This window comes from Limnochorda sp. (assembly GCF_047459355.1).
Lineage (GTDB): Bacteria > Bacillota > Limnochordia > Limnochordales > Limnochordaceae > Limnochorda.
Genome location: NZ_VSCV01000024.1, coordinates 12,267 through 30,916, shown reverse-complemented (window position 1 = coordinate 30,916; position 18,650 = coordinate 12,267). Strand labels below are relative to the sequence as shown.

Below are 18,650 nucleotides of genomic sequence, written 5' to 3'. Positions count from 1 at the left end.
CCACCGTGGCCCGGTTCCACAGGTCCTGGTCGCCCACCTCGGCGACGGCCACCGGGTACCGGGCCCGGAGGCGATCGAGCAGGCTCCGGAGGATCCGCCGCTTCTCCTTCAAGGAGCGAGGTCCCGGGAGAAGCAGGCGGATCTCAGCAATCCCGACCACCATGGTCCTCAGGTGCGGGCGGGCACGGCCACGACCTGGTAGACCTCGATGACGTCCCCTTCCTTCAGGTCGTGGAACTTCTCAAAGCCCACGCCGCACTCGTACCCCTGGCTGACGGTCCGGACGTCATCCTTGTACCGGCGCAGGGAGGCGATGACGCCGTCGTGGACCACCACGCCGTCCCGCAGGAGCCGGGCCTTGGCCCCCCGGCGGATCTCCCCTTCGGTGACGTAGCAGCCCCCCACGGTGCCGCCGGGCACGTGGAAGATCTGGCGGACTTCCGCCACACCCACCACCTGCTCCTCCATCTCCGGTTCGAGCATGCCCTCCAGGGCCGCCTTTACGTCATCGATGGCCTGATAGATGACGGTGTAGGTCCGGATCTCCACCCCCGCCCGCTCGGCGGCCCGGCGCGCCGCCCCGTCGGGCCGGACGTTGAAGCCCAAGACCACCGCTTCCGAAGCCTGGGCCAGGGTGACGTCTGTCTCGGAGATCCCCCCGACGGCCCCGTGGATCACGTTGACCCGGACCTCATCAGTGCTCAGGCGCTCCAGGGACTGGCGGACGGCCTCCAAGGTCCCCTGGACGTCAGCCTTCAGCACCAGGTTCAGCTCCTTCACCTCGGCCTGGCCCCGGGTGGCCAGCTGGCTCAAGGTGACGACGCCGCCCTTGGCTTCAGGCAGCTGCCGCTCGGCCGCGATGGCCTCGGCCCGCTGGCGGGCCTCCCGCTCGTCGGCCACCACCTCCAGGAGGTCTCCCGCCTCCGGCACATCCTGGAAGCCCAGGACCTCCACGGGTGTGGCCGGGCCCGCCTCCTCCATGGGCTCGCCCCACTCGTTGAGCATGGCCCGGACCTTGCCCGCCACCGGGCCGGCCACCACCACATCGCCCAGGCGCAGGGTGCCGTTCTGCACCAGCACGGTGGCCACCGGCCCCCGCCCCCGGTCCAGACGGGCCTCCACGATGACGCCCGAGGCCGGCCGGTTGGGGTTGGCCTTCAACTCCCGCATGTCGGCGACAAGGAGGATCATTTCCAGCAGCTCATCGATGCCCTCACCCTTCAGGGCGGAGATGGGCACGCAGACCGTATCGCCGCCCCATTCATCGGGCACCAGACCATGCTCGGCCAGCTGCTGCTTCACCCGTTCGGGGTCGGCGCCAGACCGGTCCATCTTATTGATGGCGACCACGATGGGCACCTCGGCCGCCTGGGCATGGCTGATGGCCTCCAGGGTCTGGGGCATGACGCCGTCGTCCGCGGCCACCACCAGGACGGCCACGTCCGTCACCTGGGCGCCCCGGGCCCGCATGGAGGTGAAGGCCTCGTGGCCGGGCGTATCCAAGAAGGTGATCTTCCGGTCGCCGACGGTGACCTGGTAGGCGCCGATGTGCTGGGTGATGCCGCCCGCCTCCCGCTCCACCACCCGGGTCTGGCGGATGGTGTCCAGGAGGGTGGTCTTTCCGTGGTCCACGTGGCCCATCACCGTCACCACCGGCGGGCGGGGGACCAGGTCGGCTTCATCCTCGTCCTCCAGGAGCCGCCCATCGGCCGTCGGGCGCTGGGGCCGCTCCACGGCCACGCCCAGGCTCTTAGCCACCTGGGCCGCCGTCTCAAAATCGATGGACTGGTTGATGGCGGCCATGATCCCAGCCTTCATCAGGCTCTTGATAAGGGCCACCGCCGGGATGGCCAGCATTTCGGCCAGCTCGGCGACGGTGATCTTCTCCGGCAGCACGATCCGCTCAGGCCGCTGGCGGGCGGGCTCTTGCGCCTCGCTCCGGCCCCGGCCGCCCCGGCGGGCCTGCCGCCGGCCCGAACGGGATCCCTTCCGATCGCCCGTTAGGCCGCCCCGGCTGCCCCGGGCACCGCCTGTGCTGCCCGACGCCCCTTGGCTGTTCCTCGCCCCGCTTTGGCTGGAACCCGCCCCAGCTCGGCTGGCGTTGGCCCCGCCCGCCGCCCGGGCGGCCGCCTTGCTCCGGGCCGGCTGCTCCGCCTTGGCCTGAGCCGGCCGGCTCGACGGGCTGAAGCGCCGGCGGGCCTCACCGGCGGCCTTCTCGTCGACCAGGCTCATGTGGTTCTTCAGGTCCAGCCCTCGCTCGCGCAGGAAAGAGAGCAGATCCTTGCTGTCGACGCCCAGCTCCCGAGCCAACTCATAAACACGCATTCCACTCATGCCATCACTCCTGACCCCTATCCTGAATGGTCTCCGTCCTCCCCCGCCCCCGCCGCCTGCGGGAGAGTCGGTCCAGCACCGCGTTGGCGAAGCCGGCGTCGGTGAGGGCGACCACCGCGCGAGGGCTCTGGCCCAAGGCTTCCCCGAGCCGGATCCGGTCGGCTAGGTACCGGAGGGGGATCCCAGCTCGTTCAGCCGCCGTTTCGAAACGCCGGCGGGTGTTGGGCGAGGCGTCCTCCGCCAGGAGAAGGAGCCGGGCTTGCCCGGCCGTGCACGCGGCGAGCACGGCCCGATCCCCTGAGACCAGCCGCCCGCTCCGGCGGGCCAGCCCCAAGAGATGGAGGACGCCCTCGACCTCCTGCCCGCTCACGAAGGAATCTCCTCCAGCGCACTCCGCACCTGCTCCAGGACCTCCCTGCTGACCGGATGACGCAGGGCCCGCTCAAGCCGCCGCCCCTGGACGGCAGCCTCCAAGCAGCTGAGATCCGGACACAGGTACGCCCCCCGCCCCGACCGCTTCCCCGTCGGATCGAGCTCCACGGTCCCCTCGGGCGTCCGCACCACCCGGACCAGCTCCCGCTTGGGCCGGACCGTCCGGCACCCCACACAGGTCCGCTGCGGCACATGCCGCGGCGCCACGTCCCCTCACTCCTCTTCGAGCAGCTTGGCGAGCTCGGAAAAGTCCTTGAGCACCCGCTTGGCCTTGGCCTCCCGTTCCCGCTCCCGCTCCTCCCGTTCCCGCTCCCGCTTGGCCTGGCGTTCGGCCGCCTCCTTGGCCGCGAGATCCGGGTCCTGGAAGAGCCGAGCCAGCCGGGCCAGCCGTTCGTCCTGGACGGGGGCCTTGGGCCCGGACACGAAGACGGGGCCCGACTCCACTTCGGCCACGTCCGCCGGCGCCTCCTCGTCCTCGTCGTCACTGCCGAAGAGGGAGGGCAGCTCCTCGTCCTCCGCGACCACCTCGTCCACGATGGCCTCTTCGATCTCCTGCCGGACCACCCGCTTCACCTTACGCGCCGGCAGCTTGGCCCGCTTGGGCTCCTCCGGCTCAGGCTCGGGCTCCTCCAGCTCCAGCTCGAAGAAGGGCACGGCCTCCTCCGCCTCGGCCTCGTCCTCGACCGCCCCGGCCGGCTCCAGCTCCACCTCAGCTGCCGGCTCAACCTCCGGCGCCAGCAGCTCGTCCGCCACCGGTTCGGCCTCGGCCTCCAGCATCTCCGGCAGCCCTTCGGCCTCGACGGGCTCCACCTCGGGCTCCTCCTGGGCCCGGGTGAAGATCATCTCAGCCATCTGCGCCTCGCTCTTGATGTCGATCCGAAGCCCCGTCAGCTTGGCGGCCAGGCGGGCGTTCTGCCCCTCCCGGCCGATGGCCAGGGAAAGCTGCTGCTCCGGCACCACCACCGTGGCCGTCTCCCCGTCTTTGCTGAGGAAGACGTCCGTCACCCGGGCCGGGCTGAGGGCGTTCTTGACGAAACGGCGCAGGTCCGGATCCCACTGGATGATGTCAATCTTCTCGCCCCGCAGCTCCTGGACCACCGCCTGGACCCGGATCCCCCGGGGGCCCACGCAGGCCCCGACGGGATCCACCCGGTCATCCCGGCTCCAGACCGCGATCTTGGAGCGCTTCCCCGCCTCCCGGGCCGCGGCCCGGATCTCCACCACGCCGTCCCGGATCTCGGGAACCTCCAGCTCGAAAAGACGCTTGAGGAGCCCCGGATGGCTGCGGGAGAGGATCACCTGGGGGCCCCGGGGCGTCTGGCGCACCTCGGCGATGTAGCACTTGAGGCGCTGGCCCCGGTAGTAATTGTCCCCCGGCATCTGCTCCGAGGGCGGCAGGAGGGCTTCCACCCGGCCCAGGTCGACGAAGACGTTCCGGCGGTCGATCCGCTGGACGGTCCCGGTGACGATCTCCTCCGCCCGGTTGGAGAACTCGTCGTAGATCAGGGCCCGCTCCGCCTCGCGGATCCGCTGGATGACCACCTGCTTGGCGGTCTGGGCGGCGATGCGGCCGAAGTCCTCGGGGGTGACCTCCACATCGACCACGTCCCCCACCTTGACGGCCGGGTCCCGCTCCCGGGCCTCCTCCAGGCTGATCTGAAGGGTGTCGTCCTCGACCTCGTCGACCACTTCCTTCTGGGCGAAGACGGCGATGGTGCCCGTGCGCTCATCCAGCTCGACCCGCACGTTGTCCGCGTTGCTGAAGTTCCGCTTGTAGGCGGAGACGATCGCGGCCTCAATGGCCGAAAGCAGGATCTCCTTGGAGATGCCTCGCTCCTGCTCCAGCTCGTTGAGGGCCCCCACCAACTCCAGGTTCATGACCCGTACAAACCTCCTGTTGCCTCCTGGTCACCACTCCGGGACCAGATGGGCCTTCGCCACCGTGTCCAAGGGAACCCGGACCTCTCCCTGGGACGTCTCCACGACCACATGCTCATCGATCAGTCCGAGCAAGCGCCCCTCCCACGTGCGGGAGCCGTTGATGGGAGCGTAGGCCCTCACCCGAACCGTCCGGCCCCGGAAGCGCTCAAACTCCCGGGGCTTCTTCAGGGGGCGCTCCAGGCCGGGCGACGAGACCTCCAGGCTGTAGGAGCCGGGAATGGGATCGACCCGGTCCAGCTCGTCGCTGAGAAGTTCGCTCACCCGCTGGCAATCGTCCAGGGTGACGCCGCCGTCCCGGTCGATGCTCACCCGGAGAATGCGACGACCCTGCTCGGTCACGTAGGCAACATCCACCAGCTCGACACCACATGCGTCGGCGATGGGCTCCGCCAGTGCCTCCACCTGGGCTTCAATCTCATCCCGCTTCATAGCCGGGCCTCTCCACCGTCCCTTCGCCCAACAGCCTTGTAGCCGAAAAAGGTCCAGACAGGACGAAAGAGTGGGGCTCGCCCACTCTTTCACGACAACGACTCGAAGCCGCTTTCAGTATACCCCATCCCCCTGGGGCCTGCAAGGGGAAGCCACCTAGAAGAGGCTCAACTGGTCCTTCTCAGGCAAGTCGCCCAGGGCGCCGTGCTCCCGGAGGACATCCACCACCGTCCGGCTCACCCGGCTCCGGGCCTGGAGGTTCTCCACCGAGCCGAAGGGGCCCTCCTGCCGGGCGGCGTCGATGGCCAGGGCCGCCTGCCGGCCCACCCCCGGCAGGGCGATCAAGGGAGGCCGCAGCCACGCCTTGACCCCGTCCTCCCCAGGGTCCGCCGGCTCGATCCGGAACCGCAAGGGATCGGACGCGTCCAGATCCACCGGGCGGAAGCGGATGCCCCGGGCCAGGGCCTCCAGGACCACCTCCAGGATGGTGACCATATTCCGGTCCCGGGCGGTGGCGTCGGCCCCCTTCTGGTCCAGCCGCTGCATCTCCCGGCGGATGGCCTCCTCGCCCCGGACCACCAGGCCCGCGTCGAACTCCTCCGCCCGGACGGAGAAGTAGACGGCGTAGAAGGCGGCCGGGTAGTGAACCTTATAGTAGGCGATGCGGAAGGCCATGGTGACGTAGGCCACCGCGTGGGCCTTGGGGAACATGTAGCTGATCTTCCGGCAGGAGTCCACGTACCACTGGGGCACCCCGCACGCCTTCATGGCCGCCTCTTCTTCCTCCGACACCCCTTTGCCCTTGCGGACCTTCTCCATGATGTTGAAGGCCAGCTCCGGCTCCATGCCCTGCCGGATAAGGTAGGTCATGATGTCGTCCCGGGTGGCGATGGCCTGGTTCAGGTCGGCGATGCCGGCGCGGATCAACTCCTGCGCGTTGTTGGTCCAGACGTTGGTCCCGTGGGAGAAGCCGCTGATGCGGACCAGCTGGCTGAAGGTGGTGGGCCGGGTCTCCTCCAGCATCTGGCGGACAAACCGGGTCCCGAACTCCGGGATGCCCAGGGTCCCCACCCGCAGGCCCAGCCGCTCCGGATCCTTGATCCCCAAGCTCTCCACGCCCGAGAAGATGGCCATGGTGGCCGGGTCATCCAGGGGGATGGCGCGGGGGGGCACCCCCGTCTCCGCCTCCAGCATCCGGAGCATGGTCGGATCGTCGTGGCCCAAAAGGTCCAGCTTCACCAGCTGCTCGGAGATGGCGTGGTAGTCGAAGTGGGTGGTGATCACCCCGGCTTCCCGGTCGTTGGCCGGGTACTGAATGGGGGTGAACTCGTAGATCTCCCGCCCCTTGGGGAGGACCATCAACCCGCCGGGGTGCTGGCCCGTGGTCCGCCGCACCCCCGTGCACCCCTGGACCAGCCGGTTGATCTCCGCGCTGCGGGCCGGGACCCCCTTCTCATCCAGGTACTTGCGGACAAAGCCGTAGGCCGTCCGCTCGGCCAGGGTGGCGATGGTGCCCGCCCGGTAGACCTGCTCGGAGCCGAAGATCTCCTCGGCCGCCTTGTGGATGGTGGCTTGGTACTCCCCCGAGAAGTTGAGGTCGATGTCGGGCACCTTCTCGCCGTGAAAGCCCATGAAGGTCTCAAAGGGGATGTCAAATCCGAACCGGCCAAGCTCGGTGCCGCACGTGGGGCAGGCTCGGCGCGGCAGGTCCACCCCGGCCCCGACGGAGCCGTCGTCGAAAAATTCCACGTAGTGGCACTGAGCGCAGAGGTAGTGGGGTGGCAGCGGATTCACCTCGGTGATGCCGCAGAGGGTGGCGACCAACGAGGAGCCCACCGAGCCCCGGGAGCCGACGAGGTACCCGTCCCGCAAGGAGCGCTCCACCAGGAGGGCCGCGGCCAGGTACAACGAAGCGAAGCCGTTCCCCACGATGGAGCGCAGCTCCCGCTCGATCCGTTCCCGGACCAGGTCGGGCAAGGGGTCGCCGTAAAGCTCCTTGGCCCGGCGGTAGGTCATCTCGGTGATCCGCTCGGCGGCGCCGGGAAGCTCGGGCGCATGGAGCCCTTCGGGGACGGGGGCCATCGCCTCCACCGTCTCCGCCAGGCGCCGGGGCTGGGTGACCACCACATCGTAGGCCCGCTCCTCGCCCAGGTAGGCGAACTCCTCCAGCATCTCCTGGGTGGGGCGGAAGTAGAGGGGCGCGGGGTTCTCCACATCCTCGTAGCCCTGGCCCGCCTGGATGATCTGCCGGAAGATCTGGTCCTCGGGGTGGACGAAGTGGACGTCGCCCGTGGCCACCACCGGCTTGCCCAGGCGGTCGGCTAGGGCCACGATCCGGCGGTTGAAGGCGCGCAGGTCCTCCTCGTCCCGGGCAATCCCCTGGTCGATCATGAACCGGTTGTTGGCCAGGGGCTGAATCTCTAGGTAGTCATAGAAGGAAGCGATCTCGAGGAGCTCCTCCTCCGACGCTCCCCGGACCAGGGCGCGGAAGAGCTCCCCCGCCTCGCAGGCCGAGCCCAGGATGAGCCCCTCCCGCAGCCGGACGAGCTCGGCCCGGGGGATCCGGGGCCGCCGGTAAAAGTACTTCAGGTGGGAGAGGGAGACCAGCTCGTACAGGTTCCGGAGCCCCTGCTTGTTCCGGGCCAGGATGATGATATGGTACGTGGGGCTCCGGGGGGAGGGGTCGTCACAGAGGTACCCCTCCATCCCGTAGATCAGCTTGATGCCGTACTTCTTCGCCACCTGGTAGGCCTCAGGGAAGGCCTGGACCACCCCGTGGTCGGTGATGGCCACGGCCGGGTGGCCCCACTCGGCCGCCTGCTTGATCACCTCGTCGATGGGCGAAAGCCCATCGAGGGCGCTCATCTTGGTGTGCAGGTGGAGCTCCACCCGCTTTTCGGGCGCGGTGTCCAGCCGGCGGGGCGGGTCGATCACCTGGATGCCCCGGGCTTCCACGACCAGCTCCTCCCGGAACCGGTCCAGGACGGGCAGCCCCCGCACCCGGACCCAAGTGCCCGGCTTGAGGACCGCCTCGATGTCGGACCCGCCGTCTTCCCGCCCCCGGTCGAAGAACTTCACCCGGATGGAGTCGGTCCGGTCCGTGACGTCGAACTGGACGAGCTTCGCGCCTCCGTTCTCCTGCCCGTTCCGCCTGGCCCGCACTGGGCGGGTCTCCAGGTTGAGGATCTCACCCTGGATCACCACCTCAGGCCCCGGTTCCTGAAGCTCCTTGAGGGGCGTGATGACCGGATCCTGAGGGAGGGACCGGCCGAAACGGATGGGCCCTTCCCCATTCCCGCCCGCTCCTGGGGCGGGCTCATCCCCCCGCGCCTCGCCGGGCGGGCGGAAGTGCTCCTGGAGCCACCGGGCGTAGGCCGCGTCATCCTCGGGAGTCCCTGAGGAGCTGGCCTCCTCTTGGGCCCGATCCTCATCCTGATCATCCTGGGCCGGGCTGGACGCCCCGGCCGAACCCTCCAGGGAGATGCGGGCCACCCCGTCCACCGCCTGGGTGAGGCGGGTCTCCATCGCCTCCCGCACCTCCGGGGGGAGGGTTCCGTCGATGAGAAGCCGCCAGGAGCGGGCCTCCGGGTCCACCTCCACCTGGAGGATGCGGCAACGGGCGACCTCCGCGGGCACAGGGCCAGTGAGGCCCGCCCGCTCCCACAGGCGGGCCAGGCTCCGTTCAGCAGGGGACGGAATGACGTAACGACACGACACCAGGAAACGGCCTCCGGTCGATGGAATCGGGCGGCTGGGAAGCTCCGCCCAATGCCACCTACCTTCGGGCAACCCTCGGGGAAACCCTGCGAGGCGCGCTGGAAAGGCCCGCCCCGCGGCCGCTGCTCACTCCAGGAGGATCCGGAGGATGTCCTGGTAGGTGGCGAAGAGGACGAGGGCCATGAGGAAGGCGAACCCAACCACCGTCGCCCAGCCCTGGTGCTCGGGCGGGATGGGCTTGCCCCGCAGGCCCTCCAGCCCCAGGAAGAGGAGCCAGCCCCCATCCAGCACGGGGATGGGCAGGAGGTTGAGGAGGCCCAGGTTGACGTTGAGGACCGCCGCCAGAAGGAGCAGGGAGAACCAGCCCTGCTGGGCCGACTGGCCCACGATCTGGAAGATCCCCACCGGCCCCGACAGCTCCACAGGCACCCGCTGGGCGATCATGCCCAGGAGCCCCGTCACCAGGCTCCGGGTCATCTGCCAGGTCTGGCGGAACCCTTCAGGAAGGGCTTGCCACCAGGGGACGCCCCGCATCCCGTCCATGATCTGAACACCGATGCGCAGGGCCCCATCGGGCTGGCGCTCAGGCTGGACGGTGAGGACCAGATTCTGGCCGTCCCGCCGCACGGTGACCTCGATGGGCTCCCCTTCGCTGGCGGCGATGAGCCGGTTCACCTCCACCGTCCGGTAGACGGTCTGGCCCTCGATGGCGACGATGGCATCCCCCGGCTGGAAGCCGGCCTGCGCCGCCGGGCTTCCCGGCTCCAGGCCCACCACCTGGACGGGAATGGTGACGGTGGCGATCAGGGCCAGAATGATCACAGCCTGGAGGAAGTTCATGGCGGGCCCGGCCGCAATCACCGCCATCCGCTGCCAGACCGGCCGGGCGTGGAAGTTCCGGGGGTCGTCGGGCCGCAGGCCGATCCGCTCGTCCTCGTTGGGCTCCATCCCGTAGAGCCGGCAGAAGCCTCCCAGAGGGATCACCCGCAAGGAGTAGCGGGTGCCCCGCCAGGAGCGGCTCACCCCCGGCCCAAAGCCGATGGAAAACTCATGGACGCCGATCCCCAACAATTTGGCCGTGCCGTAGTGGCCCAGCTCGTGGAAGAGCACGATGACGCCGAAGACCAGGACGAACGCCACCAACGACTGCAGCGTGATCATGATCGCACCCTGCTCCTTCCTTCCAGGACCTGGCAGAGGTCCTCGGCCTCGTGCCGTGCCCACCGGTCTGCCTCCCGGATGGTCTCCAGATCCGGTGCGTCGTGGCTCTCATGGCGTTCCAGCACCTGGTGGACCACCCGCTCGATGTCCACCAGGCGGATGCGGCCGTCGAGGAAGGCCTGGACTGCGATCTCGTCGGCGGCGTTGAGCACGGCCGGATAGGTGCCGCCCAGCTTGCCCGCGTGATAGGCGGCATCCAACAGGGGGAAACGGGCCCGGTCGACGGGCTCAAAATGGAGGGTGCCCAAGGTAGTGGGATCCAATGCCGGGACCGACTCGACGGCCCCGTCGGGGTACAGCATGGCCCGCTCCACGGGAAGGCGCATGTGGGGGACGGCCAGCTGAGCGGTGAGGGAACCGTCGGGCCAAGCCACCAGGGCGTGGACGATGCTCTGGGGGTGGACCACCACATGGATCCGGTCCAGCTCCATGTCGAAGAGCCAGGCGGCCTCCAGCACCTCGAAGCCCTTGTTCATGAGGGTGGCCGAATCGACGGTGATCTTGGGTCCCATGGACCAGGTGGGATGCCGCAGGGTCTCCTCCACCGTCGCCTGGGCCATCGCCTCCCGGGAGGCCGTGCGGAAGGGGCCGCCCGACGCGGTCAGGTAAAGACGAGAGGGCCGCTGCCGCGCGCCCTCCAAAAGCTGCCACAGAGCGCTGTGCTCGCTGTCCACGGGGAAGAGCTCGCCCTTCCCGCCCCGCCACGCCTCCCGCACCAGGTGGCCCGCCACCACCAGGCTCTCCTTGGTGGCTAGGGCGACCCGCTTCCCCGCCCGCAAGGCGGCCAGGGTGGGAGCCAGGCCCGCAAAGCCCACCACCGCCACCACCACCAGGTCCACCTCCGGCGCCTGGGCCATGGCGACCAACCCGTCCTCACCGACGGTGATCTCCACGCCGGCCTTCTGCGCCGGAGGCAAGAGCGCCTCGAGGCGCTCCCGAGCCTCGGCGGTGGCCACGTTCAGCCACCTCAAGCGGAGCCAGGGGGCCTCCTGGGAGGCGGCTTCCGCCAGAGGCTCGACGCGGGTGCCGGCCGCCATCCCGACCAGCTCGAACCGGCCCGGGTGACTGGCGACCACGTCCCGGGCCAGCTGGCCGATGGACCCCGTCGCTCCCAAGATGGCAACCCGCGTCACGGACATGCCTCCACCCCTGGCGGTATTATAGCACAGCCCCTGGCCGCCACCAATGCGCCCCCCATCCTGGGTGGAGGAACCGCCTCGGTGTCACGAGGGCGGGGGTCGTCCTGGCCTAGAGGCGGCCCGTCCCTTCGGCCAGAAGGGCTTTGGCCGCCAGGGCGATGACCGGCCCGGCCAGGAAGCCCGCCGCCCCCAGCAGGCGGCCGCCCAGATAGATAGCGACCACCACCGTCAGGGGATGGAGCTGGGTCCGGCCGGCCACCACCCGGGTCTCCGCCACCTGCCGGACAGCCGTCACCGCCAGCCCGCACGCGGCGGCGGCCAGGGCCGGGCCCAGCGCCCCCTGGACCACCCGCACGCCTGCCAGCACGCCGAAGACCGTCGCCGGTCCCAAGAAGGGGATGATGTCCAAAAGCCCGGCCAGAAGCCCCAAGCTCACGGCGAAAGGAGACCCCAGAAGGGCCAGCGCGATGGCGGAAAGGAGCGCCGAGAGGCCCACCACCACCACCTGGGCGTGGAGAAAGGCGGCCACCTGGCCAAGGAAGCGGCCCCGCAACCGGGCGGCCCGGCGCCGCAACCGCCCCGGCAGGAAGCGGAGCGTCACCTCCGCGAGCATCCGCCGGTCCCGGCTGGCAAAGTAGGCGACCAGCAGGCTGACGGTCAGGGGCCAGACCAACGCCGGCAGGCCCGCCACCAGCTGGACGACGCCTTCCACCCACCGCCCCACCGCCCCGTAGGCCGCCTCCACCGCCCGCCGGGCCAGATCCTGGACCAGCGGCGGGAGGCTCTCCAACCACCCCACCTCCGCCAGAACCCCGCCCCCGGTGGTGGAGGGCACGGCGTGGGGCGCTAGGTGGAGTAGGCTGGCCAACTGGCGCACTTCGGCATAAAGGGCCGTTCCCAGCCCGACGCCCACCAACACCAGGGCCAGAGCGCCGCCCCCCAGAACCAATGCGGCGGCCAGGCCCCGGCCCACGCCCCGAGCCTCCAGGGCCGTGACGGGACGGTCCACCAGAATGGCCAGAAGGAGACCCACCAGTAGAGGCCCCATGTGGGGGAGGAGGTAGAGAAAGAGGAGCCCCGCGGCGGCTCCCCCAGCGTACCCAGCCCAGCTTCTCAGGTGCACCGCCACGGGCCCGCCTTCCCGGGGCCAGCGGCGCGGCGGCTAGAGCCCTCCCTGCAGCCAGGTGACCCAGTGGTAGAGGACGGCGCCGGCTAGGATCAGGCTGTCGAACCGGTCCAGGAGGCCCCCATGACCGGGCAGCAGGCTGCCCGAGTCCTTCACCCCCGCCTCGCGCTTGAACCCCGATTCGATCAGATCACCCAGAGGGACGGCCAGCACCATGGCAGCCCCAGCCCAGAGCAACCCTGGGCCCTTCAGGCCCACCCCCCACCCCACCAGCCCGGCGCTGGCCAGCCCGGCCACGAGGCCGGCCACCGTCCCCTCCACCGTCTTCCCCGGGCTGAGGTGGGGCGCCAGGCGGCGGCGCCCCCACTGGCGCCCGATGAAGTAGGCGGCGATGTCGGCCCCCCAGGTGCCCGCCACCAGCACCAAGCTCCAGGCCAGCCCCTGAGGCAGGGCCCGCAAGAGGATCAGGTGGGCGAGTAACCCGCCCCAGTAGACCAGGGTGACGGCCAAGACCGCAGCCGCGGTGAGGAGTTGGGGGTGGGGCCGGAAGAGTTCCCGCACCAAACCATAAAGGAGGGGAACGGCAAGCAGGGCCCCCGCCTGGGGCCAGAGGAGATCGACCAGCCCCTCACCGGCAAGGTATGCGAGGCCGATGGGCCACAAGACCGCCAAAATCAGCCCATCGCCCGGCGCTCGCCACCCGCCCCGGCCGTAGAGCCGGGCCACCTCCGGCGCGCCCAGAAGGCCCACCGCCGCCACCAGGATCAGCCAGGGAAGCCCCCCCAGCCAGAGGGCCCCCAGCAAGAGCGGAGCCCCCACCACCGCCGTCGCCACCCGGGCCTTCAAACCGCCCCCGGCGGGGCGTTCCGGCTGCCGCGCCACACCCAAGCGTTTCACGGCTGGGGCCCCACTTCCACCCGCCCGAACCGCCGGGAGCGATGCCGGTAGGCCTCCAGGGCTTCGTCCAGGTCCCTTTCGGAGAAATCGGGCCAGAGCACGGGGGTGGCCCAGAACTCCGCGTAGGCCACCTGCCACAGGAGGAAGTTGCTGATGCGAAACTCTCCGCCCGTTCGGATGACCAGATCGGGATCGGGAAGGCCCGCGGTGTACAGGTACTCCGCGAACAGGGTCTCATTGATGGCCTCTGGGTCGAGGCGTCCTGCGGCCGCCTCCCGGGCGATGGCCTGGGCCGCATCAACGATCTCCGCCCGGCCGCCGTAGTTCCAGGCCACACTCAAGATGAGCCGGTCGTTCCCGGCGGTCTTCTGGCAGGCCTGCTCGATCCGGGCGACCAGGTCCTCTGGGAGCCCCTTCCGGCGGCCCAACACCCGCACCCGGACCCCCTGCGCGGCCAGCTCGTCTACCTCTTCGATGAGGACCCGGTCCAGGAGCCGCATCAACGCGGCCACCTCATCGGCGGGCCGTTCCCAGTTCTCGGTGGAGAAGGCGTAGACGGTGAGGTAGGGGATGCCCCGGGCCACACAGGCTCGAACCACCCGGCGGAGGGCCTCAATCCCCATCTCGTGCCCTTCGTGCCGGGAAAGGCCCCGACGGACGGCCCATCGCCCGTTCCCATCCATGATGATGGCCAGGTGCCTGGGCAAAGAGGGGGCCTGGCCGTTCATGCTGGGCGCGCTCATCCTGCTCCGGGTGCCCCGGAGTCTTTCCCGCTCAGGAACCGCTCGGGCGCCAGCACCACGTCCAGCCGGCGCTCCGCCTGATGGGCCCGCACCCGAATCACCCGCAGGAGTTCGTCGGGCAAGGGGGGCGCTCCCGGCGGCCTCGTGATCGCCGGGGCCGCGCTCCACCCTGCCTCTTCTAAGAGAGCCTCTGCTTCCTCCCATGCCATCCCGAGCACGTCCGGCGCGTCCATGCTCAAACCTCGAGAATGTCCCGCTCCTTGGCCTCCAGCAGGCGGTCCACTTCACCCACGTACCGATCCGTCAGCTGCTGGATCTTCTCCTCGAGCCGACGCGCCTCGTCCTCGCTCAACTCACCATCCTTCTGGGCCGCCCGAACCCGCTCGTTGGCCTCCCGGCGAAGGTTGCGGATGGCCACCCGCTTCTCCTCCGCCGTCTTCCGGGCCAGGCGGACCAGCTCCTTCCGGCGTTCCTCGGTCAGCTCGGGGACGGTGATCCGAACCACATGGCCGTCGGTTGTGGGTGTAAAGCCCAGATCGGACTGGAGGATGGCCCGTTCGATGGCCTTCACCGCGTTCTTGTCGAAGGGCTGGATCAGGAGCAGTCGGGGCTCGGGAGCGGAGACGGTCGCCAGCTGCTTCAAGGGGGTGAGGGTGCCGTAGTACTCGACCTGCACCCGGTCCAAGAGCGCCGGGTTGGCCCGCCCGGTCCGGATGGCGGCCAGGTCGCGCCGGGTCGACTCGATGACGTTCTTCATCCGCTCTTCGGCGGCACTGAGGATCTCAGCCTCACTCATGACGCGCCCCACCTCCGACGAAGGTTCCGATTCTCTCGCCCAGACAGATGCGCCGGAGGGCCCCCGGGGCCTCGAAGTTGAAGACGATGATGGGAATGCCGTTCTCCATGCAGAGGGAGGCAGCGGTCGAGTCCATGACGGCCAGGCCCTGGTTGAGGAGGTCCAGGTAGTGGAGCTCATCGTACTTCTGGGCCGTCGGATCCACCCGGGGGTCGGCGCTGTAGATGCCGTCCACCCCCCGCTTGGCCATGAGGATGACCTCCGCCTCCAGCTCAGCAGCCCGGAGCGCCGCCGCCGTATCGGTGGAGAAGAAGGGATTCCCCGTCCCCGCGGCGAGGATGACCACCCGGCCCTTCTCCAGGTGACGAATGGCCCGGCGGCGGATGTAGGGCTCGGCCACCTGACGCATGTCGATGGCGGTCTGGACCCGGGTCTCGGCACCGGCCGCCTCCAAGGCCGCCTGGAGGGCCAGCGCGTTGATGACCGTCGCCAGCATGCCCATATGGTCCGCAGTGCTCCGGTCGATGCCGGCCTGGCTGGCGGTCGCTCCACGCCAGATGTTCCCACCGCCCACCACCGCCGCCACCTGGACACCCATCCGGCAGACGTCCAGGATCTCACCGGCCAGCCGGCGGACCACATTGAGATCGATCCCGAAACCGCCCTCGCCTGCAAGGGCCTCGCCGCTCAGCTTCACCACGATACGGCGGTACTCTGGCTGCTCCACATCCTCACCCCTGCCGCCGGGTCCCTCCGAGCTTCGCGCGCCTTCAGGCCTCGGCCGCCGCCGGCTCTTCGAGCCCCTCGCCCCGCTCGAAGCGCGCGAAGCGGCGCACAGTAACGTTTTCGCCAAGGCGGGCGGCCACTTCCTGCACCACCTGCTCCACCCGGCGGTCCGGATCCTTCACGAAGGGCTGCTCCATAAGGCAGCGCTCCTGGAAAAACTTCTCCAGCCGGCCCTCCACGATCCGGTCCAGAACGTGCTCCGGCTTCCCCTCGTTCCGGGCGGCCGCCTCATACACCCGGCGCTCGGCCTCGATGACCGACTGGGGCACCTCGTCCCGCCGGACCCAATCGGGCCGGGCCGCGGCCACGTGCATGGCGAGATCCTTCACCAGGTTCTGGAACTCCTCCGTCTTGGCGACGAAATCGGTCTCGCAGTTGACCTCGATGAGGACACCAATGCGGCCGTCCCCGTGGATGTAGGCGCCCACCAGGCCCTCGGTGGCCGCCCGGCCCGCCCGCTTGGCCGCCTGAGCCAGGCCCTTCTCCCGGAGGATCTCAATGGCCCGCTCCAGGTTCCCGTCGGCCTCCATAAGGGCCTTCTTACAATCCATCATGCCCGCGCCGGTCCGCTCGCGCAGCTCCTTGACCAGCGCTGCCGTAACCTCTGCCATGTTCGCGACCACTCCTTGGCGCGCGGCTCGCGCAGGGATTGGGGAAAAGGCGAGGAGGGCGGGAGCCCTCCCCTCCGCTACACCTCGAGGACTTCTTCTTCCTCCTCTTCCTCGGCTGGCATCGCGGCCTCATCGGCCGCCTCAGCCTCGGGCGACTCGGACGCCTCCGTCTCCTGCCGCCCCTCCTTGCCCTCCAGGACCGCATCGGCCATGCGGCTCGTCAGGAGGCGGATGGCCCGGATGGCGTCGTCGTTCCCCGGGATGACGTAATCGATCTCGTCGGGATCGCAGTTGGTATCCACGATGGCCACGATGGGGATCTCCATCTTCCGGGCCTCGGAGACCGCGATCCGCTCCTTGCGGGGGTCGACCACGAAGACGATATCAGGCAGCCGCCACATCTGGCTGATGCCGCCCAGGTACCGCTCCAGGCGCTCCTTCTCCTTGAGAAGCTTCAAAACTTCCTTCTTGGGCAGGCGGTCGAAGGTGCCGTCCTGCTCCATCTCCCCCAGGCGATGGAGCCGTTCGATCCGCGTCCGGATGGTCTGGTAGTTGGTGAGGGTGCCACCCAGCCAGCGCTGGTTGACGTAGAACATGCCGCAGCGCTCGGCCTCTTCCTTGATGGTCTGCTGGGCCTGCTTCTTGGTGCCCACAAAAAGAACCGTCCCGCCCTCGGCGACCGTGTCGCGCACGAACGCGTAGGCCTGCTCCACCATCCGGACGGTCTTCTGCAGGTCGATAATGTAGATGCCGTTCCTCTCAGTGAAGATGAACGGCTTCATCTTGGGATTCCAGCGGCGGGTCTGATGGCCAAAGTGCACTCCTGACTCCAGGAGTTGCTTCATCGTCACAATAGCCAGGCCCGCTCACCTCCTCGTCAGGTTGTCAGCCTCCGGCCCCCTCATCCGCCGGTGGAACCCGAGCGGGCACCCCCACCGACGTCCGGGGCCGTGCGTGATACACCGCCGGTTAGTATACCACACCGCGGATTGGCACGACAAGCAAAGGCTGGGGCGCCTCAAACGGAGCTCAGGTGGGCTCTGAGGCGAATAACGGCTTTGGTGTGGATCTGGGAGATGCGGGATTCGGAGACCCCCAACACCTTGCCGATCTCTTTCAGGGTGAGGCCTTCGTAGTAGTAGAGGGTGATCACCAGCCGCTCCCGCTCGGGCAGACGGTCCAAGGCCTGGGCCAGCTCGTCCAAGAGCTCCTGGTGGGCCAGCCGCTCTTCCGGGTCCTCGCTGGTGGGGTCGGCCACCGTCTCCCGGACCCGGAGGCCGTCCTCCTCGTTCTGCTGGCTCCACGCTTCCTCTAGGGAGAGGACGGTGGTCGCCTGCACATCGGACAGGAGCTGGTGGTACTCCTCCAGGGAGATGTGGAGGGCGTCGGCCACCTCCTGATCGGTGGCCGCACGCCCCAGGCGGCCTTCCAAGGCGGCGACGGTCTCCTCAAGCTTGCGGGCCTTCTGCCGGACCGATCGGGGAATCCAGTCGGTGGAGCGGAGGCCGTCCAGGATGGCGCCCCGGATGCGGGCGATGGCGTAGGTCTCGAACTTCACCTCCCGCCGGGGGTCGAACTTCTCCACCGCATCGATGAGCCCGAAGATGCCGTAGCTCAACAGGTCGTCGAAGTCGACGGTCCTGGGTAGCCCGACGGCGATCCGGCCGGCCACGTACTTCACGAGGGAGGCATAGCGGAGGATGAGCTCTTCCCGCAGCTTGGGGTCCTGGCTCTCCTTGAACCGCTGCCACACATCGGCCACGTCTGCCGCCCTCACCTGCGCCTGCCGTGCCATCTGCAGCCCTCCAGGCCTTAGTCGATGAGCTTCCGCTGCCGAACCTCTTCTTGCAAGACAAAACCGATGATCCGGTCCCGATCCCGCTCGCTGATCTCCTGGAACTCCACTGCGTACCGGGCCGAGCCGTCCTCGCAGGCGATGGCCCGGACCACCTGCCCGCGAACCTGGATCGCCTCGTGGCGCAGGGGGAGGGTGATCCGCACCCGGTGGCCCACCCCCAGGGGCAAGGGCCGGTAGGCCGGCACATGGAGGAGAAGCCCGCCGCCGGAGAGATCCAAGATCTGGACGGTGACCGGTTTGGACCAGCCACCGAGGCCCTGGCGCTCCACCTGCCCCTGCAGGGTGAGGGGCACCCGCACAAACTCCCGGAGCTCCTGCCGGTTCCAGGTGGCGGGCCGGGAGAGGGTGACCCACCCGAAGGCCTCTCCCTGCCCCTCCACCACTTCGGCCATGGCCTCAAACTTCCCTCTGGGCGGGGCTTGACGGTAGATGGTCATCTGGACTGCCTGGCCGGGATCCAGGGAGACCACCCGGCCGTCTTCCGTCGTTGGCAAGGTGAGGCGGACCGTCTCCTCGGACCACCCCTCCACCCGGGCCCGGTAGACCCCGGGCCTTTCCGGGATCCTCAGCTCCACCTCAATCCCGACTTCCAGCGGGTCCAACCCGATCCTCCTTCCCAC

18 protein-coding genes and 1 pseudogene are annotated in these 18,650 nt (G+C 69.3%); all 19 read right to left on the bottom strand.

Features of this window, described 5'->3' with window-relative positions:
• The coding region (locus FWJ67_RS08725) for a DUF503 domain-containing protein (protein ID WP_414482215.1) at positions 1–163 on the bottom strand (163 nt) is incomplete at its 3' end.
• Between the two features lie 5 nt (positions 164–168).
• Positions 169–2,334 carry a translation initiation factor IF-2 gene (gene infB / locus FWJ67_RS08720; RefSeq protein ID WP_414482204.1) on the bottom strand — a complete coding sequence of 722 codons (2,166 nt, stop codon included), beginning with the start codon at positions 2,332–2,334 and terminating at the stop codon, positions 169–171.
• A 4-nt stretch (positions 2,335–2,338) separates the two neighbouring features.
• Positions 2,339–2,704 (bottom strand): L7Ae/L30e/S12e/Gadd45 family ribosomal protein, encoded by a 366-nt coding sequence (locus tag FWJ67_RS08715; protein WP_304171725.1) that lies wholly within the window; start codon positions 2,702–2,704, stop codon positions 2,339–2,341.
• Positions 2,701–2,973 carry an RNase P modulator RnpM gene (gene rnpM / locus FWJ67_RS08710; protein ID WP_304171723.1) on the bottom strand — a complete coding sequence of 91 codons (273 nt, stop codon included), beginning with the start codon at positions 2,971–2,973 and terminating at the stop codon, positions 2,701–2,703. Before rnpM ends, FWJ67_RS08715 begins: the two co-directional genes overlap by 4 nt.
• A gap of 555 nt (positions 2,974–3,528) precedes the next feature.
• Positions 3,529–4,644 (bottom strand): annotated as a pseudogene (gene nusA, locus FWJ67_RS08705) (transcription termination factor NusA); the annotation flags it as partial.
• A 30-nt stretch (positions 4,645–4,674) separates the two neighbouring features.
• Positions 4,675–5,136: a ribosome maturation factor RimP gene (rimP, locus tag FWJ67_RS08700; RefSeq protein WP_414482205.1), complete on the bottom strand. Its 462-nt coding sequence runs from the start codon at positions 5,134–5,136 to the stop codon at positions 4,675–4,677.
• 156 nt (positions 5,137–5,292) lie between these two features.
• Positions 5,293–8,853, bottom strand: a complete 3,561-nt coding sequence (locus FWJ67_RS08695; RefSeq protein WP_414482206.1) for a PolC-type DNA polymerase III — start codon at positions 8,851–8,853, stop codon at positions 5,293–5,295.
• Positions 8,854–8,979: 126 nt separating this feature from the next.
• Positions 8,980–10,014 carry an RIP metalloprotease RseP gene (gene rseP / locus FWJ67_RS08690; RefSeq protein WP_304171714.1) on the bottom strand — a complete coding sequence of 345 codons (1,035 nt, stop codon included), beginning with the start codon at positions 10,012–10,014 and terminating at the stop codon, positions 8,980–8,982.
• On the bottom strand, positions 10,011–11,213 hold the full coding sequence (dxr, locus tag FWJ67_RS08685; RefSeq protein WP_369686539.1) for a 1-deoxy-D-xylulose-5-phosphate reductoisomerase: 1,203 nt from the start codon (positions 11,211–11,213) through the stop codon (positions 10,011–10,013). Before dxr ends, rseP begins: the two co-directional genes overlap by 4 nt.
• Positions 11,214–11,322: 109 nt before the next feature.
• Positions 11,323–12,342 carry an AI-2E family transporter gene (locus FWJ67_RS08680; protein WP_304171710.1) on the bottom strand — a complete coding sequence of 340 codons (1,020 nt, stop codon included), beginning with the start codon at positions 12,340–12,342 and terminating at the stop codon, positions 11,323–11,325.
• A gap of 33 nt (positions 12,343–12,375) precedes the next feature.
• Positions 12,376–13,236, bottom strand: coding sequence for a phosphatidate cytidylyltransferase (locus tag FWJ67_RS08675; RefSeq protein ID WP_414482208.1), 861 nt, complete (start codon positions 13,234–13,236; stop codon positions 12,376–12,378).
• Entirely contained in the window at positions 13,233–13,964 is a 732-nt protein-coding gene (locus tag FWJ67_RS08670) for an isoprenyl transferase (RefSeq protein ID WP_304171706.1), read from the bottom strand. Before FWJ67_RS08670 ends, FWJ67_RS08675 begins: the two co-directional genes overlap by 4 nt.
• Before the next feature lie 11 nt (positions 13,965–13,975).
• Positions 13,976–14,101, bottom strand: a complete 126-nt coding sequence (locus FWJ67_RS08665) for a hypothetical protein (protein ID WP_304171704.1) — start codon at positions 14,099–14,101, stop codon at positions 13,976–13,978.
• A gap of 113 nt (positions 14,102–14,214) precedes the next feature.
• The gene (gene frr, locus FWJ67_RS08660) at positions 14,215–14,775 is read right to left on the bottom strand and encodes a ribosome recycling factor (RefSeq protein WP_304171702.1); all 561 of its coding nucleotides are present in this window, start codon (positions 14,773–14,775) and stop codon (positions 14,215–14,217) included.
• Complete coding sequence (pyrH, locus tag FWJ67_RS08655; RefSeq protein WP_304171700.1) at positions 14,768–15,502, bottom strand: UMP kinase; 735 nt, start codon at positions 15,500–15,502, stop codon at positions 14,768–14,770. The genes frr and pyrH overlap by 8 nt, the downstream gene beginning before the upstream one ends.
• 43 nt (positions 15,503–15,545) lie before the next feature.
• The gene (tsf, locus tag FWJ67_RS08650; RefSeq protein WP_304171699.1) at positions 15,546–16,172 is read right to left on the bottom strand and encodes a translation elongation factor Ts; all 627 of its coding nucleotides are present in this window, start codon (positions 16,170–16,172) and stop codon (positions 15,546–15,548) included.
• Positions 16,173–16,249: 77 nt separating this feature from the next.
• Entirely contained in the window at positions 16,250–17,032 is a 783-nt protein-coding gene (rpsB, locus tag FWJ67_RS08645; RefSeq protein WP_369686542.1) for a 30S ribosomal protein S2, read from the bottom strand.
• A gap of 158 nt (positions 17,033–17,190) precedes the next feature.
• Entirely contained in the window at positions 17,191–17,967 is a 777-nt protein-coding gene (whiG, locus tag FWJ67_RS08640) for an RNA polymerase sigma factor WhiG (protein WP_304171695.1), read from the bottom strand.
• A 17-nt stretch (positions 17,968–17,984) separates the two neighbouring features.
• Positions 17,985–18,632 (bottom strand): flagellar brake protein, encoded by a 648-nt coding sequence (locus FWJ67_RS08635; protein ID WP_304171693.1) that lies wholly within the window; start codon positions 18,630–18,632, stop codon positions 17,985–17,987.
• Positions 18,633–18,650: the final 18 nt, after the last annotated feature.

Bases quoted from the DNA above. Each gene is read 5' to 3' on its own strand.
- rseP (WP_304171714.1), bottom strand. From the start codon at position 10,014: ATGATCACGCTGCAGTCGTTGGTGGCGTTCGTCCTGGTCTTCGGCGTC.
- tsf (WP_304171699.1), bottom strand. From the start codon at position 16,172: ATGGCAGAGGTTACGGCAGCGCTGGTCAAGGAGCTGCGCGAGCGGACC.
- FWJ67_RS08670 (WP_304171706.1), bottom strand. From the start codon at position 13,964: ATGAACGGCCAGGCCCCCTCTTTGCCCAGGCACCTGGCCATCATCATG.
- frr (WP_304171702.1), bottom strand. From the start codon at position 14,775: ATGAGTGAGGCTGAGATCCTCAGTGCCGCCGAAGAGCGGATGAAGAAC.
- infB (WP_414482204.1), bottom strand. From the start codon at position 2,334: ATGAGTGGAATGCGTGTTTATGAGTTGGCTCGGGAGCTGGGCGTCGAC.
- dxr (WP_369686539.1), bottom strand. From the start codon at position 11,213: ATGTCCGTGACGCGGGTTGCCATCTTGGGAGCGACGGGGTCCATCGGC.
- whiG (WP_304171695.1), bottom strand. From the start codon at position 17,967: ATGGCACGGCAGGCGCAGGTGAGGGCGGCAGACGTGGCCGATGTGTGG.
- rimP (WP_414482205.1), bottom strand. From the start codon at position 5,136: ATGAAGCGGGATGAGATTGAAGCCCAGGTGGAGGCACTGGCGGAGCCC.